This window comes from Dongia sp., from assembly GCF_041905885.1.
Lineage (GTDB): Bacteria > Pseudomonadota > Alphaproteobacteria > Dongiales > Dongiaceae > Dongia.
Genome location: NZ_JAYRKD010000004.1, coordinates 169,633 through 194,170 on the forward strand (window position 1 = coordinate 169,633; position 24,538 = coordinate 194,170).

At 66.8% G+C, this 24,538-nt stretch carries 20 protein-coding genes; 9 read left to right on the forward strand and 11 right to left on the reverse strand.

The features are described 5' to 3' along the window. Window position 1: 1 nt before the first annotated feature. The 4 genes from ACH2CY_RS05730 to ACH2CY_RS05745 all read right to left on the reverse strand — a co-directional run bounded on the left by ACH2CY_RS05730 (window position 2) and on the right by ACH2CY_RS05745 (window position 4,821). A complete protein-coding gene (locus ACH2CY_RS05730; RefSeq protein ID WP_395016938.1) occupies window positions 2-907 on the reverse strand; it encodes an NAD(P)-dependent oxidoreductase in 906 nt (301 codons plus the stop codon). A gap of 3 nt (window positions 908-910) precedes the next feature. Continuing rightward, entirely contained in the window at window positions 911-2,134 is a 1,224-nt protein-coding gene (locus tag ACH2CY_RS05735) for a mandelate racemase/muconate lactonizing enzyme family protein (protein ID WP_395016940.1), read from the reverse strand. 33 nt (window positions 2,135-2,167) lie between these two features. Next, on the reverse strand, window positions 2,168-3,778 hold the full coding sequence (locus ACH2CY_RS05740) for a GMC family oxidoreductase (RefSeq protein WP_395016942.1): 1,611 nt from the start codon (window positions 3,776-3,778) through the stop codon (window positions 2,168-2,170). A gap of 110 nt (window positions 3,779-3,888) precedes the next feature. Continuing rightward, window positions 3,889-4,821, reverse strand: a complete 933-nt coding sequence (locus ACH2CY_RS05745; protein WP_395016945.1) for a DMT family transporter — start codon at window positions 4,819-4,821, stop codon at window positions 3,889-3,891. A 183-nt stretch (window positions 4,822-5,004) separates the two neighbouring features. Here ACH2CY_RS05745 and ACH2CY_RS05750 point away from each other — a divergent pair, with 183 nt between their 5' ends. Together ACH2CY_RS05750 and ACH2CY_RS05755 are read left to right on the forward strand one after the other, a co-directional pair. After that, window positions 5,005-6,426 carry a PLP-dependent aminotransferase family protein gene (locus ACH2CY_RS05750; protein WP_395016948.1) on the forward strand — a complete coding sequence of 474 codons (1,422 nt, stop codon included), beginning with the start codon at window positions 5,005-5,007 and terminating at the stop codon, window positions 6,424-6,426. Then, window positions 6,336-7,025, forward strand: a complete 690-nt coding sequence (locus ACH2CY_RS05755; protein ID WP_395016950.1) for a DUF1989 domain-containing protein — start codon at window positions 6,336-6,338, stop codon at window positions 7,023-7,025. Before ACH2CY_RS05750 ends, ACH2CY_RS05755 begins: the two co-directional genes overlap by 91 nt. Here the strand turns inward: ACH2CY_RS05755 and ACH2CY_RS05760 are convergent. Continuing rightward, window positions 7,017-7,397: a hypothetical protein gene (locus tag ACH2CY_RS05760; RefSeq protein ID WP_395016952.1), complete on the reverse strand. Its 381-nt coding sequence runs from the start codon at window positions 7,395-7,397 to the stop codon at window positions 7,017-7,019. The genes ACH2CY_RS05755 and ACH2CY_RS05760 overlap by 9 nt on opposite strands. 374 nt (window positions 7,398-7,771) lie before the next feature. Between ACH2CY_RS05760 and ACH2CY_RS05765 the strand changes: the two genes are divergently transcribed. Then, a complete protein-coding gene (locus ACH2CY_RS05765; protein ID WP_395016953.1) occupies window positions 7,772-9,580 on the forward strand; it encodes an ABC transporter ATP-binding protein in 1,809 nt (602 codons plus the stop codon). 182 nt (window positions 9,581-9,762) lie between these two features. Here the strand turns inward: ACH2CY_RS05765 and ACH2CY_RS05770 are convergent, their stop codons facing one another. Continuing rightward, window positions 9,763-10,707 carry a Gfo/Idh/MocA family protein gene (locus ACH2CY_RS05770; protein WP_395016955.1) on the reverse strand — a complete coding sequence of 315 codons (945 nt, stop codon included), beginning with the start codon at window positions 10,705-10,707 and terminating at the stop codon, window positions 9,763-9,765. 78 nt (window positions 10,708-10,785) lie between these two features. After that, entirely contained in the window at window positions 10,786-13,353 is a 2,568-nt protein-coding gene (locus ACH2CY_RS05775) for a heavy metal translocating P-type ATPase (RefSeq protein WP_395016957.1), read from the reverse strand. Between the two features lie 83 nt (window positions 13,354-13,436). Here ACH2CY_RS05775 and ACH2CY_RS05780 point away from each other — a divergent pair, with 83 nt between their 5' ends. The 4 genes from ACH2CY_RS05780 (at window position 13,437) to ACH2CY_RS05795 (ending at window position 16,636) form a co-directional block, all read left to right on the forward strand. Further along, window positions 13,437-13,712: a metal-sensitive transcriptional regulator gene (locus ACH2CY_RS05780; RefSeq protein ID WP_395016960.1), complete on the forward strand. Its 276-nt coding sequence runs from the start codon at window positions 13,437-13,439 to the stop codon at window positions 13,710-13,712. Between the two features lie 77 nt (window positions 13,713-13,789). After that, a complete protein-coding gene (locus tag ACH2CY_RS05785) occupies window positions 13,790-13,996 on the forward strand; it encodes a hypothetical protein (protein WP_395016963.1) in 207 nt (68 codons plus the stop codon). A 92-nt stretch (window positions 13,997-14,088) separates the two neighbouring features. Next, window positions 14,089-16,266 carry an excinuclease ABC subunit UvrB gene (gene uvrB / locus ACH2CY_RS05790; RefSeq protein WP_395016965.1) on the forward strand — a complete coding sequence of 726 codons (2,178 nt, stop codon included), beginning with the start codon at window positions 14,089-14,091 and terminating at the stop codon, window positions 16,264-16,266. Between the two features lies 1 nt (window position 16,267). Continuing rightward, window positions 16,268-16,636: a VOC family protein gene (locus ACH2CY_RS05795; protein WP_395016968.1), complete on the forward strand. Its 369-nt coding sequence runs from the start codon at window positions 16,268-16,270 to the stop codon at window positions 16,634-16,636. Here the strand turns inward: ACH2CY_RS05795 and ACH2CY_RS05800 are convergent. Genes ACH2CY_RS05800 through ACH2CY_RS05815 form a run of 4 tightly spaced genes read right to left on the reverse strand, consistent with a single transcriptional unit; the run spans window position 16,621 to window position 22,835 of the window. Then, window positions 16,621-17,928, reverse strand: a complete 1,308-nt coding sequence (locus tag ACH2CY_RS05800) for an MgtC/SapB family protein (RefSeq protein ID WP_395016970.1) — start codon at window positions 17,926-17,928, stop codon at window positions 16,621-16,623. The two genes, ACH2CY_RS05795 and ACH2CY_RS05800, sit on opposite strands and share 16 nt — an antisense overlap. 54 nt (window positions 17,929-17,982) lie before the next feature. Next, the gene (locus tag ACH2CY_RS05805; protein WP_395016973.1) at window positions 17,983-19,116 is read right to left on the reverse strand and encodes an ABC transporter permease; all 1,134 of its coding nucleotides are present in this window, start codon (window positions 19,114-19,116) and stop codon (window positions 17,983-17,985) included. A gap of 4 nt (window positions 19,117-19,120) precedes the next feature. Then, window positions 19,121-21,847 carry a ribosome-associated ATPase/putative transporter RbbA gene (rbbA, locus tag ACH2CY_RS05810; protein ID WP_395016974.1) on the reverse strand — a complete coding sequence of 909 codons (2,727 nt, stop codon included), beginning with the start codon at window positions 21,845-21,847 and terminating at the stop codon, window positions 19,121-19,123. Continuing rightward, the gene (locus tag ACH2CY_RS05815; protein WP_395016976.1) at window positions 21,834-22,835 is read right to left on the reverse strand and encodes an HlyD family secretion protein; all 1,002 of its coding nucleotides are present in this window, start codon (window positions 22,833-22,835) and stop codon (window positions 21,834-21,836) included. Before ACH2CY_RS05815 ends, rbbA begins: the two co-directional genes overlap by 14 nt. Before the next feature lie 157 nt (window positions 22,836-22,992). On the opposite strand from ACH2CY_RS05815, the gene ACH2CY_RS05820 reads away from it, so the two are divergent. Together ACH2CY_RS05820 and folB are read left to right on the forward strand one after the other, a co-directional pair. Beyond that, a complete protein-coding gene (locus ACH2CY_RS05820; protein ID WP_395016977.1) occupies window positions 22,993-23,766 on the forward strand; it encodes an SDR family oxidoreductase in 774 nt (257 codons plus the stop codon). Between the two features lie 269 nt (window positions 23,767-24,035). After that, entirely contained in the window at window positions 24,036-24,392 is a 357-nt protein-coding gene (gene folB, locus ACH2CY_RS05825) for a dihydroneopterin aldolase (protein ID WP_395016980.1), read from the forward strand. Window positions 24,393-24,538: the final 146 nt, after the last annotated feature.

Below are 24,538 nucleotides of genomic sequence, written 5' to 3' on the forward strand. Positions count from 1 at the left end.
CCTAGCTCGCCTCCAGCCTTGCCGGGAAGCCCGGGGCGCGCAAATCTTCGCCAACCGAATCCTCCAGCAGTTTCACGATCATGGACGACCAGGCGCCGCCGCCGTATTTGGCGCGGCCTTCCACGAAGATCTGCTCCATGAGGCCCGCCAGCTTCAGCGGCACGCCAAAGCGACGGCCCATCTCCAGGGCGAAGCCGGCGTCCTTGCAGGCGAGGTCCATGGTGAAGCCGATGTCATAGGAGCCGTTCAGGATTACCTGGCTCTCGGTCTCGTGCACGAAGCTGTTGCCGGAGCTGGCCTTGATCGCCTTGAAGGCGGAGGCGAGATCGACGCCGCCTTTCTTGCAGAGCATCAGTGCCTCGCCGGCGGCGATCAGGTGGATGAAGGCCAGCATGTTGGTGACCACCTTGGTCACCGAAGCCTGCTGGTGGCCGCCGAGATGGATGACTTCGCCGCCCATGGCCTGGAGGGCGCCGCGATGCCTGTCGAACAAGGCCTTGTCGCCGCCGACCAGCACGGTGATCTCGCCGGCCTCGGCCCGATGCACGCCGCCGGTGACCGGGCAAGCCAGCACATCGACCTGGCGCGCCGAGAGCGGCGCCGCGAGGCGGGCGAGCGTGTCCTCATCGACCGTGCTCATTTCGATCCATGTGGCACCGGGCTTGAAGCCCGGCAATGCGGCGGTGATCACACTTTCGCTCGCCTTGGGCGAGGGCAGGCAGGTGATGAGGCCGTCGGCATCCTTGGCCGCTTCCGCCGGGGAGGCGGCCCAGGTCGCGCCGAGCTTCAAGGCCGGCTCGGCGGCGGCGCGGTCGCGGTCGTGAACCGCGACCTGGAACCCGCCGCGGGCCAGGCTGGAGGCGAGATGGCGGCCGAGGTGGCCAAGGCCGATGAAACCGTAACGCATGGCTCAGGAGCCTCCACCGAACTTGTTGGCCGTCGAATAGCTGATCGGCGTGGTCTGCACTTCGAGATGCAGCTCGTCGCCGGTATAGGGATGCGCCAGCGCTATTTCCTCGTTGAGCTCGACGCCGAGGCCAGGTTCGTCGGGGACGATCACGTAGCCGTCTTCCCAGCGGATCGGCTTCTTCAGGATCTCGGCGTGAAAGCCGCCCCAGGTCTGGATGCTCTCCAGGATCAGGAAGTTCGGCAGGGTGGCGGCGAACTGAATGTTCGCCGCTCCCTCGATCGGGCCGGCATAGAGATGCGGCGCCATCACGGCGTAATGCGTCTCCGCCATCGCAGCGATCTTCTTGGCCTCGAAGATGCCGCCGACCCGGCCGAGCGCTGGTTGCAGGATCGAGGCGGCGCCGAGCTCCAGCACGCGGGCAAACTCGTATTTGGTGGTGAGGCGCTCGCCGGTCGCGATCGGCACCTTGCAGGCGCGGGCGACCTTGGCCATCTCCTCCGGCATTTCCGGCGGCGTCGGCTCTTCGTACCACAGCGGGTCATAGGCCTCGATGCGGCGGCCGAGGCGAATGGCACCCGACGTCGTGAACTGGCCGTGGGTTCCGAACAAAAGATCGGCCTTGCTGCCGACCGCCTCGCGCAGGCGTTTGCAGAACAGCTCCGACTGATCCATGTCGAACAAGCTCGGCTGGTGCGGGTCATAGATCGTGTAGGGGCCGGCCGGATCGAACTTGATCCCGGTGAAGCCCATCTTCACGTATTCCGCCGCGCGCTTCGCCGAGGCATCGGCGTTGTTGTAGAAGTCGGTCGCGTCCTGCTTCTCGTCCGGATAGAGATAGGTGTAGCTGCGGAGCCGCTCATGCACCTTGCCGCCCATCAGCGCATGCACCGGCTTCATGGTTGCCTTGCCGATGATGTCCCAGAGCGCCATTTCGATCGCCGAGAGCACGCCCATCAGCGAGATGTCCGGGCGCTGGGAATAGCCGCGGGAATAGACCTCGCGCCAGATCGCCTCGATCCGGAACGGCTCGCGGCCGAGCAGATGTCGCTCGAACACGTCCTTGATCATCGCCTCGACCACCTTCGGGCCGAAGGTCGCAGCATATACCTCGCCGATCCCCTCGATGCCGTTGTCGGTGATCAGCTTCACGAAGACGAAATAGCGCCCGCCGAATCCCGGCGGCGGGTTGCCGACGATGAAGGTTTTCAGGTCCTTGATTTTCATGCTGGGCCTCCCCTGCGCTTTGCGCCGGTTATATCAGGACTTCGAGTCTTGGACGATGGCGTCGCTCATCTTGCGCGCGACCATGATGGTGGCTGCGTTGGTATTGCCCGAGGTGACGGTCGGGAAGATCGAGGCGTCGCAGACCCGCAGGCCCTCGATCCCGAAGACGCGGCTGCGGTTGTCGACCACGGAATCCGCGGCGCCGGCACCCATCCTGCAGGTGGAGGTCGGGTGGAAAACGGTGCTGCAGCGCTGGCGGAAATCGGCCAGCAGGTCGGCGTCCGACATCGGCCCGAGCACCGGCGGGATGGTCTCCTTGATGATCTCCCGGATCGCCGGTGTCGATTCCAGGCGTTGCAGCAGCCTGCCGCCGGCGATCGCCTCGGCGATGTCCAGGTCGGTCGACATGTAGTTGGGCGCGATCTTCGGCGGCGTGTCGATGCCGTTGTCCCGGATCGAAATTGTGCCACGGCTGGTCGGCCGGCAAGGCTGGAAGGACAGGATGAAACCCGAGAAGGGATCGGGATCGATGCGCCGCACCTCGCCGGGCTTCGGCGAAGGATAGGTGATCGGGTTGAAATAGAGCTGCATGTCCACGCGTTTCGCCGCCGCCGACGAGCGCACGAAGCCGCCGCACTGGTTGACGCTGAGGCTCAAGGTGCCGCGCCGGGTCAGCACGTAATGCAACGCCGCTTTGAACTGCCCCCACATCGAATTGAGCTCGTCGTTGAGCGTCGGGACCTTGGACTTGTAATAGTAGGTAACGGCGAGATGGTCCTGCAGATGCGCGCCGACATTCGCATTGTCCACGACCGGCGCGATACCCTGGCTCTGCAGCAGCGCGCCCGGGCCGATGCCGGAGAGCTGCAAGAGCTGCGGCGAGTTCACCGCGCCGCCGGAGAGGATCACCGAGAAGTTCGCGCGCGCCTGGAACAGATGGCCGTAGCGGCGGTATTCGATCCCGACCGCGCGCTTGCCCTCGAACAGGATACGCGTCGCCATCGCATCGGTCTCGAGCTTCACCAGCCCGCGCTTCAGCGCCGGCCGCAGGAAGGCATCGGCGGCGGAGCAGCGGAAGCCGTTCCTGGTGGTGATCTGGTAGAGGCCGGCGCCTTCCGGTTGGCTCACCATGTCGGCGGTCAGCGGCAGCTGCAGCTCGCGCGCGGCCTGGAAGTAGCGTTCTTTGAGCGGATGCGCGTCGTCGTCGATGCGCGAGACGCTCAAGGGACCGCTGCCGATACGCATGCCGGATTCGCTCATCCGGCGCTCGTTCGCCTCGAAGACCGGGCGGACGTCGTTCCAGCCCCAGCCTTGGGCGCCCATTCCGACCCAGTCGTCATAGTCGTGCGGCAGGCCGCGATAATAGACCAGGGCGTTGATCGAACTCGAGCCGCCGACCACTTTCCCACGCGGCCAGTAGAGGCTGCGGCCGTTGAGCTCGGGACAGGGCTCGGTCTGATAGGCCCAGTTCACGGTCTCGTCATAGAACAGGCGCCCATAGCCGATCGGCAGCTTGATCCAGAAGCGGCGGTCGCTGCCGCCGGCTTCCAGCAGCAGCACGGAAAGGCCCGCGGCCGAGAGCCTGTCCGCAAGCACGCAGCCGGCGGAACCGGCGCCGACGATGATGGTGTCGAAAGTTTCCATTGAAATCCGCGATCCCGAACTGGTCGGGAGCAAAATCCATCGCCGGACCGGGGCTTTGGAAATGCGTTTTTGGGCGGGCCGGGAATGAGTTTCGGGTGGCTCTTGTAAAGCTAAGCGTGCTTCCTGGCCTGCCAGACGCAGACGCCGATCACCAGGGCCACGACGGCGATGTCCGGCGAGACGGTTTCGCCCAGGACCACGGCGGCCAAAGCGAGGCCCAGGAAAGGCTGGAACAGCTGGATCTGGCTGACCCGGGCGATGCCGCCGAGGAGCAGGCCGCGGTACCAGAAGAAGAAGCCGATGAACATGCTGAACAGCGTCACATAACCGAAGCCGAGCCAGACCGGCTGCGCGACCGTCTTCAAGTCGCCCGGAAGCGTCGCGAGTGTCGCCGGCAGGCTGATTGGCAGCGAAAGGACCAAGGCCCAGCAGATGGTCTGCCAACTGCCGATCCGCTTCGAAAGCCGGCTGCCCTCGGCATAGCCGAGACCGCAGACCACGATCGCTGCCAGCATCAGGAGATCAGGCGCGGCGAAGCCACCGGTGCTGTGCCAGAGCGCATAGATACAAACCGAGGCGCTGCCGGCCATCGCCCAGAGCCAGAAAGGTGCGCGCGGCTTCTCGGCCGCACGCAATACGGCGAACAGTGCGGTCACCAGCGGCAGCAGGCCGACGAAGACGATCGCGTGAGCAGACGGCACAGATTTGAGCGCCAGCGCCGTCAGCAGCGGAAAGCCCAGCACGACTCCGCCCGCGACGACGAGCAGCGGAAGGAGATCGCTGCGCGCGGGGAGCTTCTGGCGCGTTGCGGCGAGCAGGAGCGCGGCCAGGATGCCGGCGCCCGCCGCGCGGCCGGCGGTGAGGAAGATCGCGTCGAGCCCCATCACCGCCACGCGCGTCGCTGGCAGCGAGCCGGCGAAGATCGCCATGCCGATCGCGCCATGAATCATACCGGCGAGGCGATGGTGGTCGGCGCGTGGGGCGGTGGTGAGTTGGATGGTCATCTTCTTGGTCGCCTGGAAGACAGTGTTGCGTACCCCCACCCCGGCCCTCCCCCGATTCGGGGGAGGGAGAAGAAGGCATGCTCGCTGCGGTCCCTCCCCGAATCGGGGGAGGGTTAGGGTGGGGGTGCGAGTCACCGTCGAAGATCATCTCTCCACGCTCGCCTCTCCAGCCACAGATGCGGTATAGTTGGACATTCTGTACCGTTACAGAGACCTATACAGATGGATCTTCAGCTCAAATCCGCCGCGGCCGCGCCGCTGCAGGAGCAGGTGGTGGCGGCGCTGCGGGCGGCGATTGCGGCCAAGACCCTGCTGCCGGGCGAGAGGCTGCCCTCGATCCGCAAGCTGGCGGCGGCCAACCGCATCTCGCCCTTCACCGCGGTCGAGGCCTACGACCGGCTCATCGCGCAGGGCCTGATCACTGCCAAGCCGAAATCCGGATTCTTCGTCGCCGGGCGTGAAGCACCGCTCACCTTGATCGATCGCGCGGCCAGCCCGGGGCATGCCGCGCCGGAGACGGTCGATCCGGTCTGGATGATGCGCCAGTCGCTCTCGCTGGACGATCGCGTCGTGCATTCAGCCTGCGGCTGGCTGCCGGATTCCTGGCTGCCGGAGGCAGGCATCCGCCGCGCCCTGCGCGGCATCGCCGCGATGCCCGGTGCGCAGCTGCTGCAATACGGCCATCCGCTCGGCTATCTGCCCTTGCGACAGCAGATCCGGATGCGGCTGGCCGAGCTCGACATCGCCGCGGCGCCGGAGACGATCCTGCTGACCGACGGCGCCTCGCAGGCGGTCGACCTGGTCTGCCGGCATCTGCTGCAGCCGGGCGATGCGGTGCTGGTCGATGACCCCGGTTATTTCAACTACCACGCGGTGCTGCGTGCGCACCGGGCGCGGGCCCTGCCGGTGCCGATGACCCGGGACGGCGTCGATCTCGCGGCGATGGAAAGGCTGGCGGCGGCCGAGCACCCGAAGCTCTATCTCGCCAACCAGGCGATCCAGAACCCGACCGGCCTCAGCCTCGCGCCCGGACAGGCGCATCGGCTGCTCAACCTGGCGCAACGCCATGACTTCCGGATCGTCGAGGACGACGTGTTCCGAGATTTCCAGGCGGTGCCGACGCCGCGGCTCGCGGCTTTGGACGGCTTCACCCGCGTGCTGCATCTCGGTGGTTTCTCGAAGACCATCTCGGCGGCGCTCCGGGTCGGCTTCATCGCCGGGCCGGCGGAGACGATCCGGCATCTCGCCGACCTGAAGCTCGCCACCACCTTCGGTAACAACCAGGGTGCCGCGCAGGTCGTCCACCGGCTGCTGGAGGACGGCAGCTATCGCAAGCACGTGGCGGCCTTGCGCGAGAAACTGCGCAAGGCGACGCCGCCCTTGTGCCGGCGGCTGGAGGCGCTTGGGCTGAAGCTTTGGACCGAGGCGGAGCAGGGCATGTTCCTCTGGATGGAGTTGCCGAAGCACGCCCCGGATGCGGAGGTGCTGGCAGCGCGCGCCATCGGGCGCGGCGTGGTGCTGGCGCCGGGCAGCGTGTTCAGCCCCTCGCGGCAATGGAAGCGCTTCCTCAGGATCAACATCGCGCAGAGCATTCCGGCACGCCTGACCGACGTGCTGGCAGCGGAGATGAAGGCGAAAGCATGAGCGAATCGAGAAGTTTCATCATCCCGCCGCAATCCGGCCGCGCCTTCCGCGTGCGGCAGGGCGAGTTCATCCGCATCACTGATGTGAAGGGGAAACAGGTCGCCGATCTCTTCGCCTTTTCGACGGAGGGCGCGCTGGACTGGCTCAGCACCTCTCAGACCCGTGACCTCAACGAGCGCATGTTTCCGGAGATCGGCGGCTTGTTCTACAGCGACAAGGCACAGGCGATGCTGACCTTCTGGAAGGATGGTTCAGCCGGCAGGCATGACATGTTGTTCCCGGCCTGCGACGCGCTCCTTTACGCACGCGCTGGCTTGCCCGGCCATCCCAATTGCCGGGATAACCTGATGATCGCGCTAAAGAGTGAGGGAATCACGATTCCCTTTGCTCCGGATCCGGTCGATTTCTTCCAGAACTCGCCGCCGCAGCCGGATGGCCGGTTGGATGTGCTGGAATCGAGCAATCCCCCGGGAGGATACGTCGTTCTGTGGGCGCACATGGATCTGCTGCTGGTGGTCACCGCCTGCTCGGTCGATTTCCACCCGACCAACGGCGGGGTCTGCACCGAGATCGCGGTGGAGATAGTCCGATCAATCTGAGTCGAGGATGCGTTTGGGACTTCGCCCTCGGAAACCTTTGCTGCACCATTTGTCGACAAGGACGAACACCACAAGTGTGCCGACGACGAGAATAGCCAGGCTGGCGAAGACTGATGTCAGCGGATAAGCAGGGCCGAAAATCGATTCGGCTGAGCCCTTCGTCGAGACCAGCGCGATGATTCCCTTAAGCAAGAGAATCGCCCAGACCACTGCGTTGAGAAACACCAAGGTGTAATAGAGAGCCTTGGCCGCGCCGCTCCGCCACCAGGTCCTCCTTCCATTTCCAGAGACGTCCCTCATCGGCGAAATGTGGCGCGTCCGCGAGCGAGCGACAACCCCACGGGTTGCAATTCCCGCGCGATTTCGGTACATTCCGCGCCTCTTCACTCAACGCGTGGCCGGAGGATCAGCATGTCTATCGCTATCATGTCCGTGAACTTCGGCCGGACCCCGTATGCCTTGGCGATCCATACCGCTGAAATGGGTCGGCTGAAGGTCAAGCCGGGGTCGCTCGATGCCGCGGAATCTCGAATGCCTTCTCGACACTAGGTCCGAGAGAGAAGGCCCCGACCGGAGCGGTCGGGTGTCGCGGGGCCAAGATCACCGCCCCGCACCAAATTCCTGAGATTCAGGCCGACCCTGCGCCGATGCGTGGTTGATCCCGCATTCGCGTCTGTCGAACCCATTTGAGTGGAGCGGCTGCCGGCCTCCCGGTGAATCCAGGGAGGCGGCGCCGGATCAAGACCATGAAGACCAATCTTCTTTCCGTCCTCACCGAACTGCGCCACCGCGCAGCGCCGTTCAGGAACGTGCTCGGCTTCACCTTCGGCCATTGGCGGCGCCGGCCGCTGCTGGCGTTCTGGATCGGCAGCTGCGTGCTGCTGCAGACGCTGGCCGACGTGGTGGTGCCGCTCTACGCCGGCCGATTGATCGATGCCTTGGCGCTGGGCGATCGCGACGCGGCGCTGATCGCGGCATTGGAGGCGCTGGGCGCGATGATCGCGTTGGGCGCGATGCTGGTGCTGTTCCGGCATCTGGGCTTCCTCGGTGTCGTTCGAATGACCCTCGCCATCATGTCGGATGCGATGCGCGAGGCCTTCCACCGGGTGCAGCGCTTCGCCACCGACTGGCACGCCAATACCTTCTCCGGCTCGACGGTCCGGAAGATCACCCGCGGCATCTGGGCGCTCGATCTCCTGAACGACACCCTGCTGGTGGCCTTGCTGCCGTCGGCGGTCGTGCTGCTCGGCACCACCGTGCTGCTGGGCGCGCGCTGGCCGCTGATGGGCGCCATCGTCTTCGGCGGCGCGGTCTGTTTCGTGGTGCTCGCCTGCCTGGGGTCGGTGGCCTATGTCGGGCCCTCGGCGCGGCTCTCCAACCAGTGGGACACCAAGGTCGGCGGCGCGCTGGCCGATGCGATCTCCTGCAACCCGGTGGTCAAGGCCTTCGGCGCCGAGCAGCGCGAGGAGCTGCGGCTGGCGGGGCTCACCGCGAAATGGGCCAGGCGCACGCGCCGCACCTGGACCCGCGGCACCAACAACGGCTCGGCCCAGCTGATCGCGCTGCTGGCGCTGCGCGCGTCGATCATCGGCTTCGCGCTCTGGCTCTGGTGGAACGGCCAGGCGACGCCGGGCGATCTCGCCTATGTGCTGACTGCCTATCTGGTGATCCACGGCTATCTCCGGGACGTGGGCTGGTACATCCGCGACCTGCAGCACGCGGTGAACGAGATGGAGGAGCTGGTGGCGATCGGCGTCGAGCCCTATGGCATCGCCGATCACCGCGAGGCGCGGCCGATCGCCATCACCGACGGGCGGATCGAGTTCCAGAACGTGCGCTTCCATTATACCGGCCACGACAAGCCGCTCTATGACGGCCTGGACGTGACCATCGCGGCCGGCGAGAAGGTCGGCCTGGTGGGGCTCTCGGGCTCCGGCAAGACCACCTTCGTGAAGCTGATCCAGCGACTGCACGACGTGAACGGCGGAAGGATCCTGATCGACGGGCAGGACATCGCCCTGGCGCCGCAGTCCGCACTGCGGTCCCAGATTGCCATCGTGCAGCAGGAGCCGATCCTGTTCCACCGCTCGCTGGCGGAGAACATCGCCTATGGCCGGCCGCAGGCGACGATGGCGGAGATCGAGGAAGCGGCGCGTCTCGCCAACGCACACGTCTTCATCGAGCGCCTGCCGAAGGGCTACGGCACCCTGGTGGGCGAGCGCGGCGTGAAGCTCTCGGGCGGCGAGCGTCAGCGCGTCGCCCTGGCCCGCGCCTTCCTGGCGGATGCGCCGATCCTGATTCTGGACGAGGCGACCTCGAGCCTGGATTCGGAATCCGAGGCGCTGATCCACGAGGCGACCGAACGGCTGATCGAGGGCCGCACGGCGATCGTGATCGCGCACCGGCTGTCGACCGTGCGGGCGCTGAAGCGGATCCTGGTCTTCGACCGCGGCCGGATCATCGAGGAAGGCGACCACCGGGCGCTCACCAAGCGCGCGGGCGGCGTCTATCGCAAGCTGTTCGACCGCCAGGTGCTGGGGCTGGTGGAAGCTTAAAGTCGGTGAGGGATGTCGGTGAGAGTCATCGACCCCTCACCCCTGCCCTCTCCCGCAGGGGGAGAGGGGGACGTTGTCCGCGCTCCGCGCGTAAGCAATTAAGTCCTCTTTCGAAGCAGCGAATAGGAACCCCCTCTCCCCTTGCGGGAGAGGGCGGGGTGAGGGGTCGACGGGTTTGACCCTTACCAGTGGAAGGCGTCGGTCGGCACGCGCTTGCCGACGAAGAAAGCGTCGGCGACCAGCTGCAGCGGGGTGTAGTGCATGTCGCTCTGGCCCCGGTCCAGCAGATCGGCGAAATGTTCGTAGATCCGCTCGTATTCTTCCATCGGCGCGGCGACGGTCTGCTTGCCGTCCACGCTCAGCTTGGTGCCGCCTTCGCGGAGCTCGAGCTTGGTGCCGCTCTCGGTCTCGATGTCGATGTTCCAGCTCTGCGGGCCGGTCTGGCGCCAATCGACTTCGGCGGTCAAAGATGCATTCGCGGCCGCCGCCGGGCTGCGGAAGGTGACCTTGCCGGCGATCGGCGTCTCGCGATTGCTCGGCGTGATCAGCTCGGCGGAGGTCACGAACAGCGGGCCGGGGAGGATCTTGGTCAGGATCGACAGCGCGTTGATGGTCGGGTCGAACACGCCGAAGCCGCCCGGCGCCCAGATCCATTCCTGCCCCGGATGCCAGCGCCGCACGTCCTCTTTCCATTCGACATGCAGGCGCTTCAGCCGTTGTCCCGCCAGCAGGCGCTTCGCCTCATCGACGGCGGCGTTGTGCTGCGAATGCCAGGTGGCATAGGCGACGCGCTGGGTCTTGGCCGCATGCGCGACCAGGTCGGCGGTTTCCAAGGTGGTCGCGGTGGTCGGCTTCTCCAGCAGGACATGCTTGCCGGCATCCATCGCCTCGACCGCGATCGCGTGGCGCGCGTTGGGCGGGGTGCAGACCGCGACCGCATCGACGGCCACGCCGGACTTCAGCAATTCGCCCAGGGTCTTGAAGGTCGGCACGCCGTCGCGCGCCACGCCGCGCTGGCTGACCAGGCCGGTCAGCTTGAAGCGCGGATTCTTGGCGATGCAGGGGAGGTGCTGGTCCTCGGTGATCTTGCCGATGCCGACGATGGCGATCGCGTAGGTCTTGGCCATGTTTGAATCCTAGGGGAGAAAGGTCCCGGGAGAGTGAAAAGCGCGGGCAGTCTACGCAAACGCGACGCCCGCGCAAGCTCAGAGCTTGGTCATCCGCAGCCGCAGCGCATTGCCGATGACACTCACCGAGGAGAGCGCCATGGCGGCGGCGGCGATGATCGGCGAGAGGACGAGGCCGAAGGCGGGGTAGAGCACACCGGCCGCCACCGGCACGCCGATCACGTTGTAGGCGAAGGCGAAGAACAGGTTCTGCCGGATGTTCGCCATCACCGCGCGCGACAGCTTGCGCGCACGGACGATGCCCCCCAGGTCGCCGCCGAGCAGGGTCATGCCGGCGCTTTCGATCGCGACATCGGTGCCGGTGCCCATGGCGATGCCGATCTCGGCGGCGGCCAAAGCCGGCGCGTCGTTGACGCCGTCGCCGGCCATGGCGACCACGCGGCCTTCCCGCTTGAGCTTTTCGACCGTGTCGCGCTTGTGCTCGGGCAGGACCTCGGCCTCGACCGCGTCGATGCCGAGCTTGCGTGCGACGGCCTCGGCGGTGGCCCGGTTGTCGCCGGTCAGCATGACGATGCGGATTCCTTCGGCGCGCAGCGCCCGCAGCGCCTCCGGCGTCGTCGCCTTCACCGCATCGGCGATGGCGATCGCGCCGCCGAGCTGGTTGCCGACCGCAGCGAAGATCACGCTGGCGCCGTCCTGCCGCAGCCGGTCGGCGGCCGCGGCCAGCGGCGCGGTGTCGATCTTGCGCTCGGCCATAAAGGCGGCGCTGCCCAACGCGACGACCTTGCCCTCGACCAGGCCATAGGCGCCGCGTCCGGCCGGTGAATCGAAGCCGCGCACCTTGGGGATCTCGAGCTTGCGGTCTTGCGCCGCGGCGACGATGGCATGGGCAAGCGGATGCTCGCTGGCGCGCTCGACGCCGGCGGCGAGGCGCAGCAGCTGTGCTTCGTCCATGCCCTCGGCCGGGACGATCTCGATCACCCGCGGCTTGCCTTCGGTCAAGGTGCCGGTCTTGTCCACCACCAGGCTGTCGATCCGCTCCATGCGCTCCAGCGATTCCGCGTTCTTGATCAGCACGCCGGCCTGGGCGCCGCGGCCGACGCCGACCATGATCGACATCGGCGTCGCGAGCCCGAGCGCACAGGGGCAGGCGATGATCAGCACCGCCACGGCGGCAACCAGGCCGTAGGTATAGGCCGGCTCGGGTCCCCAGAGACTCCAGGCGGCGAAAGCCAGCACCGCGACCGCCAGCACCGCCGGCACGAACCAGCCGGCCACCTGGTCGGCCAGACGCTGGATCGGCGCGCGGCTGCGCTGCGCCTCCGCCACCATCTGCACGATGCGGGCGAGCATGGTCTCGGCGCCGACCTTGTCGGCGCGCAGGATCAGGCTGCCGGTGGTGTTGAGCGTGCCGCCGATCAGCTTGTCGCCCTGGCCTTTGGTGACCGGCATCGACTCGCCGGTCACCATGGATTCGTCGATCGTGCTCTTGCCTTCGAGCACTTCGCCATCGACCGGCACCTTCTCGCCGGGGCGGACGCGGAGCCTGTCGCCGGCGGCGATCTGGTCCAGCGGCACCTCCTGCTCGCTGTCGCCTTCGAGGCGACGCGCGGTCTTGGGGGCAAGGTCGAGCAGCGCGCGGATCGCACCACCGGTGCGCTCGCGGGCGCGCAGCTCCAGCACCTGGCCCAGCAGGACCAGCACGGTGATGACGGCCGCCGCCTCGAAATAGACCGCGACCGTTCCCGCATGGCCGCGATAGGCGGCGGGGAAGAGCTGCGGCGCGAGGGTCGCGACCAGGCTGTAGATCCAGGCGATGCCGGTGCCGATCGCGATCAGGGTGAACATGTTGAGATGGCGCGAGACGACCGAAGCCCAGCCGCGCTGAAAGAATGGCCAGCCGGCCCAAAGCACGACCGGCGTGGCCAGCGCCAGCTGAATCCAGTTGGAGATCTGCGCCGGCACGAGATGGCCGAAATCGAAGACATGCCCGCCCATCTCCAGCGCCACCACCGGCAGGCTCAGCGCGAGCCCGATCCAGAAGCGGCGCGTGAAGTCGATCAGCTCATGGTTCGGACCGGCGTCGGCCGTAGCGTCGAGCGGCTCCAGCGCCATGCCGCAGATCGGGCAGGAGCCGGGACCGACCTGGCGGATCTCCGGGTGCATCGGGCAGGTGAAGATCGCGTCCTTGTTCGCCGGCGCGGCGGCGGCTGCCGGCCCCAGTAAACCAGAGGGGGGCGCCAGGTATTTCTGCGGATCGGCTTCGAACTTGCTGCGGCAGCCGTTGCAGCAGAAGTAATAGGTCTGGCCCGCATATGCCGTCTTGTGCTGCGCACTCGCCTTGTCGACCGACATCCCGCAGACCGGATCCTTAGCCGCAAGATATTTCTGCGGATCGGATTCGAACTTCAGCCGGCAGCCCGCCGAGCAGAAATGATATGCCTGACCCGCGTGCTCGTGCCGGTGCTTCGCGGTGGCGATCTCGACGTCCATGCCGCAGACGGGATCCTTGGCCGTCGCGGACGGCGCCTGGAGTGGGGCCGCTTTCGGGGTTGTTTTGGCGCCGCCGCCGCCGCAGCAGCCTTGCTTCGCTGCTGCCGGCTTTTCGCCGTGGGCATGGTCGTGGCCGGCGCGCGGGTCGCTCATGGGAAGCTCCTGATCCATCGTATAACCCCTGGGGGGTATTTTTCCACTTGTCAAATATACCCGGCGGGGGTATATGTCAAGGCATGCAGAAAGAAACCAAGACCGATTGCCTGAAACGCCTCAACCGCGTCGAGGGCCAGGTGCGCGGCCTCGCCCGAATGGTGGAGGAGGACCGCTATTGCATCGACGTGGTGACGCAGATCGCCGCGGTGCGCGCCGCCCTGCGCCGCATCGAGGGACTGGTGTTGAAGGATCATGTCGGGCATTGCGTCGAACATGCGATCGCCAGCGGCGATCCCAAGGGACAGCGGGCCAAGATCGCGGAATTGATCGAGGTATTGGGCCGCGCCGACCGCTGATGCGTCTTTGACTTGGATCAGAGCCCGGCCCGGTCCCGGCGGCTAACACTCGAGACCCGCAGCCGAAGGATCGCCGCATGTCCGAGAACGGAACCGAGCACCCCACCGACGAATCACCGGAAAGCGTGGCCTATCGCCTCCTGCTGCTGGTCGCCGACCTGGAAAACCGCACGCTGCACGGCAATCCGGCCAAGGACCGGGTCAATGCCGACCGCCAGTGGATCCTCGACACCTACGCCGAATGCCTAAGGGCGGTCCGAACCCCGGAGCAACGCAAGGGCTAGTTGCCACCCTACTGTCAGCAGCGTGACAGTCCGAGCCGCGGGACCGCCGCGGCTGCCTTTTCGCTGCAATCCGCCCGTATTATATAGGGCGCATGCAGAAGCCGCTTCAGTCCGAACCCGTCATCGTCGAGCAGCGCGTGCCAGTGGGCCCGACCACCGGCCGGCCGTTCCAGCTCATGTCCGAGTTCCAGCCGGCGGGCGACCAGCCGCAGGCGATCGCCGATATCGTCGCCGGGATTCGGGCAGGCGAGCGCGACCAGGTGCTCTTGGGCGTCACCGGCTCGGGCAAGACCTTCACCATGGCGCATGCGATCCAGCAGGTGCAGCGCCCGGCGCTGATCCTTGCGCCGAACAAGACCCTGGCGGCCCAGCTCTACGGCGAGATGAAGAGCTTCTTCCCCGAGAACTCGGTCGAGTATTTCGTCTCCTATTACGACTACTACCAGCCGGAAGCCTACGTCCCGCGCACCGACACCTATATCGAGAAAGAGAGCTCGCTGAACGAGCAGATCGACCGGATGCGCCACTCCGCCACCCGGGCGCTGTTCGAGCGGCGCGACGTGGTGATCGTCGCCTCGGTCTCCTGCATCTACGGCATCGGCTCGCCGGAGACCTATTCGGCGATGACCATCACCCTGAAGCGCGGCGACAGCATTGACCAGAAGGAGCTGCTCCGCGCTTTGGTCGAGATCCAGTACAAGCGCAACGAGGCGGCCTTCTTCCGCGGCACCTTCCGGGTGAAGGGCGACAGCCTGGAGATCTTCCCGGCCCATTTGGAGGACCGCGCTTGGCGCCTCTCGATGTTCGGCGACGAGATCGAGGCGATCTACGAGTTCGACCCGCTGACCGGCGAGCGCAGCGCCGATCTCGACGAGATCAAGATCTACGCCAACAGCCACTACGTGACGCCGAAGCCGACCCTGCACCAGGCGGTGAAGCATATCAAAGAGGACCTGAAGCTTCGGCTCGCCGAATTGAACGTCGAGAACAAGCTCTTGGAGGCGCAACGCCTGGAGCAGCGCGTCACCTTCGACATGGAGATGATGGAGGCGACCGGAAGCTGCGCCGGCATCGAGAACTATTCCCGCTATCTGACCGGCCGCAAGGCCGGCGAGCCGCCGCCCACCCTGTTCGAATATCTCCCGGAAGACGCGCTGATCTTCGTCGATGAGAGCCATGTCACCGTGCCGCAGATCGGCGGCATGTATAAAGGCGACTTCGCGCGGAAATCGACCCTGGCGGAATACGGCTTCCGCCTGCCGTCCTGCATCGACAACCGGCCCCTGAAGTTCGAGGAATGGGAGCGGATGCGGCCGCAGACGATTTGTGTGTCCGCGACCCCGGGCGCCTGGGAGATGAAGCAGACCGCCGGCGTCTTCGCCGAGCAGGTGATCCGCCCGACCGGCCTCATCGATCCGGTCTGCATCATCCGCCCGACCGAGACCCAGGTCGATGACGTCGTCGCCGAATGCCAGGAAGTGGCGAAGAAGGGCCAGCGGGTCCTGATCACCACGCTCACCAAGCGCATGGCGGAGGACCTCACCGAATACCTGCACGATGCCGGTGTGCGGGTCCGCTACATCCATTCCGATGTCGAGACCCTGGAGCGGATCGAGATCATCCGCGATCTCCGCCTGGGCGCCTTCGATGTGCTGGTCGGCATCAACCTGCTGCGCGAAGGCCTGGACATTCCGGAATGCGCGCTGGTCTGCATCCTGGATGCGGACAAGGAAGGCTTCCTGCGTTCGCGCACGTCGCTGGTCCAGACCATCGGCCGCGCGGCGCGCAACGTCGAGGGCCGGGTCATCCTCTATGCCGACAACATGACCGACAGCCTGGAATACGCGCTGGCCGAAACCACCCGGCGGCGCGAGAAGCAGCAGGCCTACAACGCCGCCCACGGCATCACGCCGGAATCGGTCAAGAAGGGCATCGCCGACATCATGAGCTCGGTCTACGAGAGCGACCATGTGACGGTGGATACCGGCGTCATCGGCGACATGCACCGGGTCGGGCATAATCTCAAGGCCACGGTGGCCGATCTCGAGAAGAAGATGCGCGACGCGGCGGCCAACCTCGAGTTCGAGACGGCGGCCCGGTATCGCGACGAGATCAAGCGCCTGGAATCGATCGACCTCGAGATCCCGAACACCGCGGCCGGCCGCGCCGGCATGGGGCTCGACGGCAAGCCGCTGCCGCCCTCGGCGCGCTCCACCGCCGGCAAGGCGGGGATGAAGCCGAAATTCCGCCAGCGCAAGGGGAAGTATTAGCGTGCCCTTCGATCACATCGGCTTCACCGTCGCCGACTTCCCGAAAAGCAAAGCCTTCTATCTCGCGGTCCTGGCGCCGCTCGGCATGAGCGTGGTCGAGGAGGGCGAGGGCTGGGCCTTGCTCGGCACCGACGGCAAGCCGGAATTCTGGCTGGGGGCGGGCGATGCGCCGGGCACGATCCATTTCGCCTTCGTCGCCAAGACCCGGGAAGCGGTGCGCGCCTTCCATGCCGCGGCGCTCGCCGCCGGCGGCCGCGACAACGGCGGTCCGGGCATCCGCGGCCACTATCACCCGAACTATTACGGCGCCTTCGTCTTCGACCCGGACGGCCACAACATCGAGGCGGTCTGCCATCAGCCCGAAGGCTGATCCGTCTCCAGCTCGAGCGGCATAGGAATCAACCAGGCGATTCCGGCGGCGCTGCACATCAGCGCCAGCGCGCCGATCCCCCAGACCGCGATCTTGCCCCCGGCTGAAAACAGCAGCACCGACTTGAACACCGCATTGGCGAGCACCGCGATCAGCAAGGCGGTCAACGCCGAGCCGATCTCCGCGCCGCCCGCGGCGCTGCGGGCCACGGTCAGGCTGATGGCGTCGGCATCGACCAGTCCGGCGATGGCCGCCAGGCCCTGCAGCCCAGCCTGGCCGTAACGGTCCTCCAGGAACGCCGCCAGCACCTGCACCGTGGCGAGGACCGCGGCGAGCTTGAGCGCCGGGCCGATGCCGAACGGATTGGCGATCTCCATCGCCTTGCCTTTGCCGCGTGCGGTCTGGAAGCGCCACAGCAGAAGGGCGCAAGCGACGGCGACCAGCGCGAAGCAACCGAGCGGCCAGGCCGCGGCAAGGGCGAGGGGCGGATAGATCGCCGCGACGATCATCAGCATGCGCATGACGCTGACGCCGTTGGCGAGCGCGATACCGGCCGCGAGCGGCGCGACCGATTTCTGGTCCTGCTTGGCCAGGCGCGCCAGGGCCGCGGTGGTTGCGGTCGAGGAGACCATGCCGCCGAAGAGGCCGGTCGCCAGATAGCCCCGCTTCGGCCCGAGGATGCGGATCGCCAGGTAGCCGGCAAAGGAGAGCAGCGAGATCAGCACCACATACCACCAGATGCTGCGCGGGTTGAGCGCCTCATAGGGACCGTATCCCTGGTCCGGCAGCACCGGCAGGATCACCAGCGAGATCACCAGCAGGCGCAGCACGGCGCGCAGCTCGTCCTTGCTCAACGCCCCGATCCAGCGGTGCAGCGTCGGCTTCAGGTGCAGCAGCACCACGATCACCACGGCGGCGGTGGCGGCGAGCTGCGGCATGCCGATGGTGGCGAGCGCGCCGAGCATCGTGGTCACCAGGGCGGCGGCCAGGGTGGTCACGTCTTCCAGCGGCAGGTTGCGGTCGCCCTTGCGCCGCTGCGCGATCAGCACCGCGGCAACCGCGAGCAGGGTGGCCGCCGCGATCCAGGCGGCATTCTGCTCGAACAGGCCGGCGATGCCGCCCAGCAGCCCGAACAGGCCAAAGGTGCGTAAGCCGGCATGTTCGTCGGGCTGGTCCGCGTCCCGCTGCTGGCGCCACTCGCGCTCCATGCCGATCAGCAGGCCCACCGCCAGGGACACCAGCAGCTCGAGCGGATGGGAGAGAGTCTCCCAGTCCAGATCCAGTTCGTTCATCGCTAACCCTTGGCCCAACCCTTGACTTAGCCCGGGTTTGACCCCTGGGGCGCTTCAGGCCTGTCGCGCGAGCATCGCCCGGAAACGCAGCAAGGCCACCAGGAGAAAGGCCAAGCCCAGCCCAAAGATCCCTGCCATTTGCGGCCAGACGGTCTCGAATCCGGCGCCGCGGTAGAGGATCGCCTGGGAAAGCGCCACGAAATGGGTCGAGGGCGAGACCTGCATCGCCACGCCCAGCCATTCCGGCATCGCCTCCATAGGCGTGGTGGTGCCGGAGAGCAGGTTCATCACCACGAAGATCGGAATCGCCAGCAGGCCCAGCTGCGGCATGGAATTCGCGACCGTCGCCAGCAGGATGCCGAGCGACGTGGCCGCGAAGAGATAGAGCGCCGCGCCGCAGAGGAAGAGCGGCATCGACCCTTCGACCGGCACGCCGAGTGCCCAGCCCACCACGAAGATCAGGGAGAGCGCCACCGCCACCAGGATCACCAGGCCGTTGGCCCAGATCTTGGCGAGCGCGATCTCGGCCGCGGTCACCGGCATGACCATCAGATGCTCGATGGTGCCGCGCTCGCGCTCGCGCATCACGGCGGCACCGACCAGGATCACCGCCAGGATGGTGATGTTCTCCAGCACCTGCATCACCGCGTTGAAGCGGATCGATTCCAGGTTGGGGTTGAACAGTGCCCGCGTCACCACCGTCGCCGGCAGGCCGGAATCGGCGTCGTGCTCGTGCAGGAAGTCGCGCGCGGTGCGGGTGACGATGTTCTGCAGATAGGCAGTGCCGACGCCGGCCTGGGTCATGGCGGTGGCATCGACCTCGATCGCGATCTCCGGCCGGCGCCCGGAGAGGAGATCGGCCTCCAGCTTGGGCGGCAGCGCGAGGACGAAGGTGACCGCGCCGCGGTTGAGCAGGTCCTCGACCTGGTCGCGGCCGACGCGGATCGGCTGCTGGAAGTAGGGCGGCTGGACCGCATCGATGAGCCGCCTTGAGAAACCCGAGCCGTCGTCATCGACGATGGCGACCGCGGCGTTCTGCACCTCGGTGCGGACGCCCTTGGCCACGTCATAGACCGCCATGGTGAAGGTGTAGAGGATCAGCACCATCATCACCACGTCCCGCGACAGGCTGGCGAGCTCCTTGAGGCCGAGACGGAAGACGTTGGAGGCGTGCCGGAAGAGACTCATCGGGTCAGCGCTCCTGCTTCCGGACGAGCAGCCGCGCGAGCAGCAGGAAGCCGAAGGCGAAGCCGGCCAGTGCCGCGAGCTGCGGCAGGAAATGCGTGAAGCCGAGGCCTTTGTCGAACACGCCGAGGCTGACCGTCTGGAACCACGAGGCCGGGAACAGCATGCCGAAGATCCGGCCGGTCCCCTCCAGCGTCGAGGTCGGGTAGAACAGGCCGGAGAAGTTGACCGTGGGAATCATGCCGAGAATCGCCGCGGCGAAGATCGCCGCGACCTGGGTGCGGACGAAGGCCGAGACCAGCAGGCCGAACGAGGTCGATGCACCGACATAGAGCAGTCCGCCCAGCGCCAGCGCCGCCAGGCTGCCCTTCGGCAGCAGGCCGAACACAGGCGCGGCGAGGCCGGCCAGCAACAGGAAGGCGATGAAGCCGAGCAGGACGTAGGGCAACTGCTTGCCGATCAGGAACTCGCCGGTCCCGGCGGGGGAGACGTAGAGATTGGCGATCGAGCCCAGCTCTTTCTCCCGCACCACGCCGACCGCGGTCAGCATGGCGGGAATGAGCATCAGCAGCAGCATGATGGTACCGGGCACGATCGCCACCACGCTCTTGAAATCCTGGTTGTAGCGGAAGCGCGGCTGGATCGAGACCGGCATCACCGCGGTCGTGCTGCCGCTAAGACGCGTCTCGACATAATCGACGGCGATGCCCTCGACATAGCCGCGGATGGTCTCGGCGCGAAACGGCATGCTGCCGTCGAGATAGACGCCGATCTCCGGCCGGCGCCCGGCCAGGAGGTCGCGGCCGAAATCCGGTGGGATCTCCAGCGCCATCTTCAGCTCGCCGGACTTGAGCCGGCGGTCGATCTCCGCCTCGGTATAGAGCGGCGCCTGCTCGAGGAAGTAACGCGAGCCCTGGAAATTCTCCAGCAGGGTGCGGCTTTCCAGCGACTGGTCGCGGTCGAGCACGGCATAGGTGAGGCGGTCCACGTCGAAGGAGACGCCGAAGCCGAAGGTGATCATCAGGAAGATCGGGCCCAGGAAGGCGAAGGCCAGGCGCACCGGGTCGCGGATCAGCTCGATCAGCTCCCGCCGCGCAAAGGCGAGCGGCCGCTGCAGGAAAGCCGGCAGCGGGAGACGTGCCGGCTTGTGCTTGACCGCCGGTGGTGTCGTCGCGACGGCGGCCTCCGGATCGGCGCGGGCGATCTGCTGGATGAAGGCCTGTTCCAGGCTGGCGGCGCTCTCCGCGGCGATGATCTCCGCCGGCGTTCCTACCGAAAGCGTGCGGCCGCGATGCATCAGCGAGATGCGGTCGCAGCGTTCGGCCTCGTTCATGAAATGGGTGGAGATGAAGATGGTGACCGCCTCGTTGCGCGAGAGTTCCAGGATCAGGCGCCAGAAGTCGTCGCGCGCCTCGGGGTCGACGCCCGAGGTCGGCTCGTCGAGGATCAGGATCTCCGGCCGGTGCAGGCAGGCCGCCGCAAGCTGCAGCCGCTGCCGGAGGCCGAGCGGCAGCTTGCCGGGCAGCGAATCCGCTACGTCTTCGAGCTTGAAGCGCTGCAGCGCGGCCTCGATGCGCGGCTTTATCTCGCCGGCGGCGATGCGATAGAGCCGGGCATGCAGCGCGAGGTTGGCGCGCACGGTGAGCTCCTCATAGAGCGAGAAGCCTTGCGACATGTAGCCGATCTTGAGCCGGGTCGCGATATCCTGCGCCTGGACCGGATGGCCGAGCAGCTCGGCCTTGCCTTCGTTGGCGGCGAGCAGGCCGGTCAGCATCTTCATCGTGGTGGTCTTGCCGGACCCGTTGGAGCCGAGGAAGCCGAAGATCTCGCCGCGCTCGATCCTGAAACTCGCATGATCCACCGCGACGAAGTCGCCGAAGCGGCGGGTCAGTCCCTCCGCGACGATGGCCGGGGCGCCGTCATGCGCCACGCGGGGCGGGATCTCCAGCGGCGGCGGCGGCGCGGCGGCGCCGCGATGGCGCAGCGCGACATAGGCGGCATCGAGATGCACGGCGCCGGCCGCCGCGATCACCGCCTGCGTCGGGCCGGCGGCCAGCAGCCGGCCCTGGTCGATCGCCAGCAGCTGGTCGAAGCCCTCGGCTTCCTCCATGTAGGCGGTGGCGACCAGCATGGTCATGGAGGGGCGATCGGCCCGGATGGTGGCGATCAGTTCCCAGAACTGGCGCCGCGACAGCGGATCGATGCCGGTGGTCGGCTCGTCCAGGATCAGCAGATCGGGATCGTGCACCAGGGCGCAGCAGAGGCCGAGCTTCTGCTTCATCCCGCCCGAGAGCTTGCCGGCCGGGCGGTCGGGAAACGGCGCCAGGCCGGTCGCCGCCAGCAGTCGGGCGCGGCGCTCGGCCAATGCCGCGGGATCCATCCCGAACAGATGCGCGAAGAAGTCGATGTTCTCGACCACCGACAGCGTCGGGTAGAGATTGCGGCCGAGGCCCTGGGGCATGTAGGCGATGCGCGGACCGACTTTGCGACGATGCCGGCGGTCGCGCATGTCACCGCCGAGCACCTCGACCCGGCCGGCCTGGATTCGCTTAGCCCCGGCGATCACGCCGAGCAGGGTCGACTTGCCGACGCCGTCGGGTCCGACCAGCGCGACCGACGCGCCTTGCGGAATCTCGAGCGCGATCGCATCGAGGGCGACGGTCTTGCCGTAGCGATGCGAGAGACCGTCGATCCGCAGCGCCGCCGGGCCGGGCTCGGCGTTATTGAGCGGCATTGCCGGGTGCCGGCGGCAGCTTCGGCGCGAGGGTGTCCGGCCAGGCCGCATCGGCCTGCACCTTCACATAGGCGTCGCCGGTGAGACCCGCCTTCACATAGTCGCGGTAGGTCTCCAGCAGCTTGGGGTCGATCCGAAGCTTGATCCGATACATCAGCTTGTCGCGCTCGTTCTCGGTCTCGACGAATTTCGGCGTGAACTGCGCCTCGGCGGCGACGAAGGAGACGCCGGCCGGCACGACGTAGTCCGGCGCCGCATCGAGCACGATCCGCCCTTCGCTGCCGAGCCCGACACGCCCGGCATCGAGTGTCGGCAGAAAGATCGTCATGTAGACGTCGGTGAGGTCGAGCAGCGACACCACCGAGGCGCCGGCCGAGAGCACTTCGCCCGCCTGCACCAGCTTGTATTCGATGCGGCCCGAGACCGGCGCCAGCAAGGTCATGTCGTTGAGCACCGCTTGCAGCTGCGCGACCGAGGCTTCGGCGGCATCCCGGGCCGCCTCGGCATCGCCGATCGCGGCCTGGGCCGCGGTCACGGTCGCGGCGGCGACGTCGCGCTGTGCCTGGCGCTGATCGACCGTCGAAGCCGAGACGTAGTCGCGCTTGCTCAGGGTCTGGGCGCGCTGCAGCTCGACATTGGCGAGCTTCAATTCCGCCTGGCGCATCAGCAGCTGGGCCTTGGCCTGGCCGATGCCTTGCACCGCCTGCTGGACCTTGGCCTTGGCGGCGGCGATCTCCGCCACCAGTTCGGCGGTGTCCATGCGCGCGATCACCGCGCCGCGCTCGACGAAGTCGCCTTCCTTGACCAGGATCTCGGCGACGCGGCCGGCGAATTTTGTGGCGACGGCGACGCGCTCCGCCTCGATCCGGCCGTTGGCGCGGGCCAGGCCCGCGGGAATCGCGTCGGCCTGGTCGGCCTGCCAGCGGATGAAGAAGGCGGCGGCCACGGCGGCAATCACCGCCAGGATGACGAAGGGGACCAGACGCATGCTGAACTCGCTCGGTTGTGCGGTCGATGTGATCCGAATCCGCTGTCGGAGGCTTTGACTTGCGTCAAGCAGGTTCGCCGGGCTTCCTCCGAAAGGCCAGCGATTTCAACACGCCTTGCCGCTTGCCTCTGCCGGCTTCGCCCGCCATGCTCCGGCCATGCCGGAATCAGCCCCCATCAAGACAGCCCTGGTCACCGGGGCGGCGAAGCGTCTCGGTCGCGCCATTGCCCTCGGCCTCGCCGCCGACGGCTGGGATGTCGCCGTGCATTGCCACCACTCGCTCGCCGAGGCCGAGGCGACCGCGAAAGATATTCGTGCGCTCGGTTGCCGCACGGTGGTCCTGCAGGCCGATCTCGGCAAGGAATCCGAGGTCGAGACGCTGATTCCGCGCGCACGCGAGAAGCTCGGGCCGCTGACCTGCCTGGTGAACAACGCGTCCGTCTTCGAGATGGACAAGATCGATACGGTGACGCGGGACAGCTGGGACCGTCATATCGAGACCGGCCTGCGCGCGCCGCTGGTGCTCAGCCAGGCCTTCGCGAAGCAGCTTCCCGAAGGCGCCGAAGGCAACATCGTCAACATGCTGGACCAGCGGGTCTTCAAACTGACGCCTTATTTCCTGTCCTACACGGTCGCCAAGATGGGACTCTGGACATTGACCCGGACTCTGGCGCTGGCCCTGGCGCCGCGCATCCGCGTCAACGGGATCGGACCAGGCCCGACTATGGCCAGCGAGCGGCAGACCGCTGATCAGTTCAATGCGCAGACCGCGGCCGTTCCGCTCGGCCATGGTGCGACTCCGGAAGAAATCGCAGCCGGTGTGCGGTTCATCCTCTCCGCGCCGGCCATGACCGGGCAGATGATCGCGCTGGACGGCGGCGAGCACCTGGCCTGGCAGCAATCCACGAAAGGCTTCATGCCGCGCGAGTAATGATCGCTGCGCCGGTGTGAGAAAGAAGCCGGTCGCTTTGAGGATAACCGCGGCCGACAGTGGGCGGGACTCGGGCGCGGCAAAACACTATAATGATGGTGTGCAGGGGGCGGGCAGCCCCTGCATAGAAGCCCCAGAGCGCGGCTTCTTCATATGCTCGATTGTCGAGCCGGCCCCAGAGTGCGGCAACATCTTCAGCTGTGGAGGGTTCTAACCGCATGAGTCAGGCTGAAAAAATCGCCGCGCATCCCTCAACTGCGGCATCCCGCATGATGAAGGTCCTGGTCCGCGACCTGGTGTTGCCGGCACGGATCGGCGTTTATCAGCACGAGAAGCTGGGCACCCAGCGCGTGCGCATCAATCTCGAGCTGGTTGCCACCGAACACCCGGCGATCAAGGACGAGCTCAACAACGTCGTGAACTACGCCGATCTCGTCGAGCAGGTGCGCGCCATCGTCGACGAGGGCCATATCAACCTGGTTGAAACCTTGGCCGACAGGATCGCGCAAGCCTGCCTCGTCGACCGGCGTGTGCAATCTGCAAAAGTGCGGATCGAGAAGCTCGACGTCTTCCCCGAGGCCGACAGCGTCGGCGTGGAGATCGAAAGGGTCCGCAACTCCCGGTGACACGGCCTTGATGCGCTGCGGTCCCCGTTTTTGCGACGCGCAAGAGCCCAAACCGCGACAGTGCCGTGACAGCGAAAAATTAATCGTATCAGGCCCCTAATCGGAGAATCCTGAGCCAAGTTGTTCACATGGCGGCGGGAGTCTCA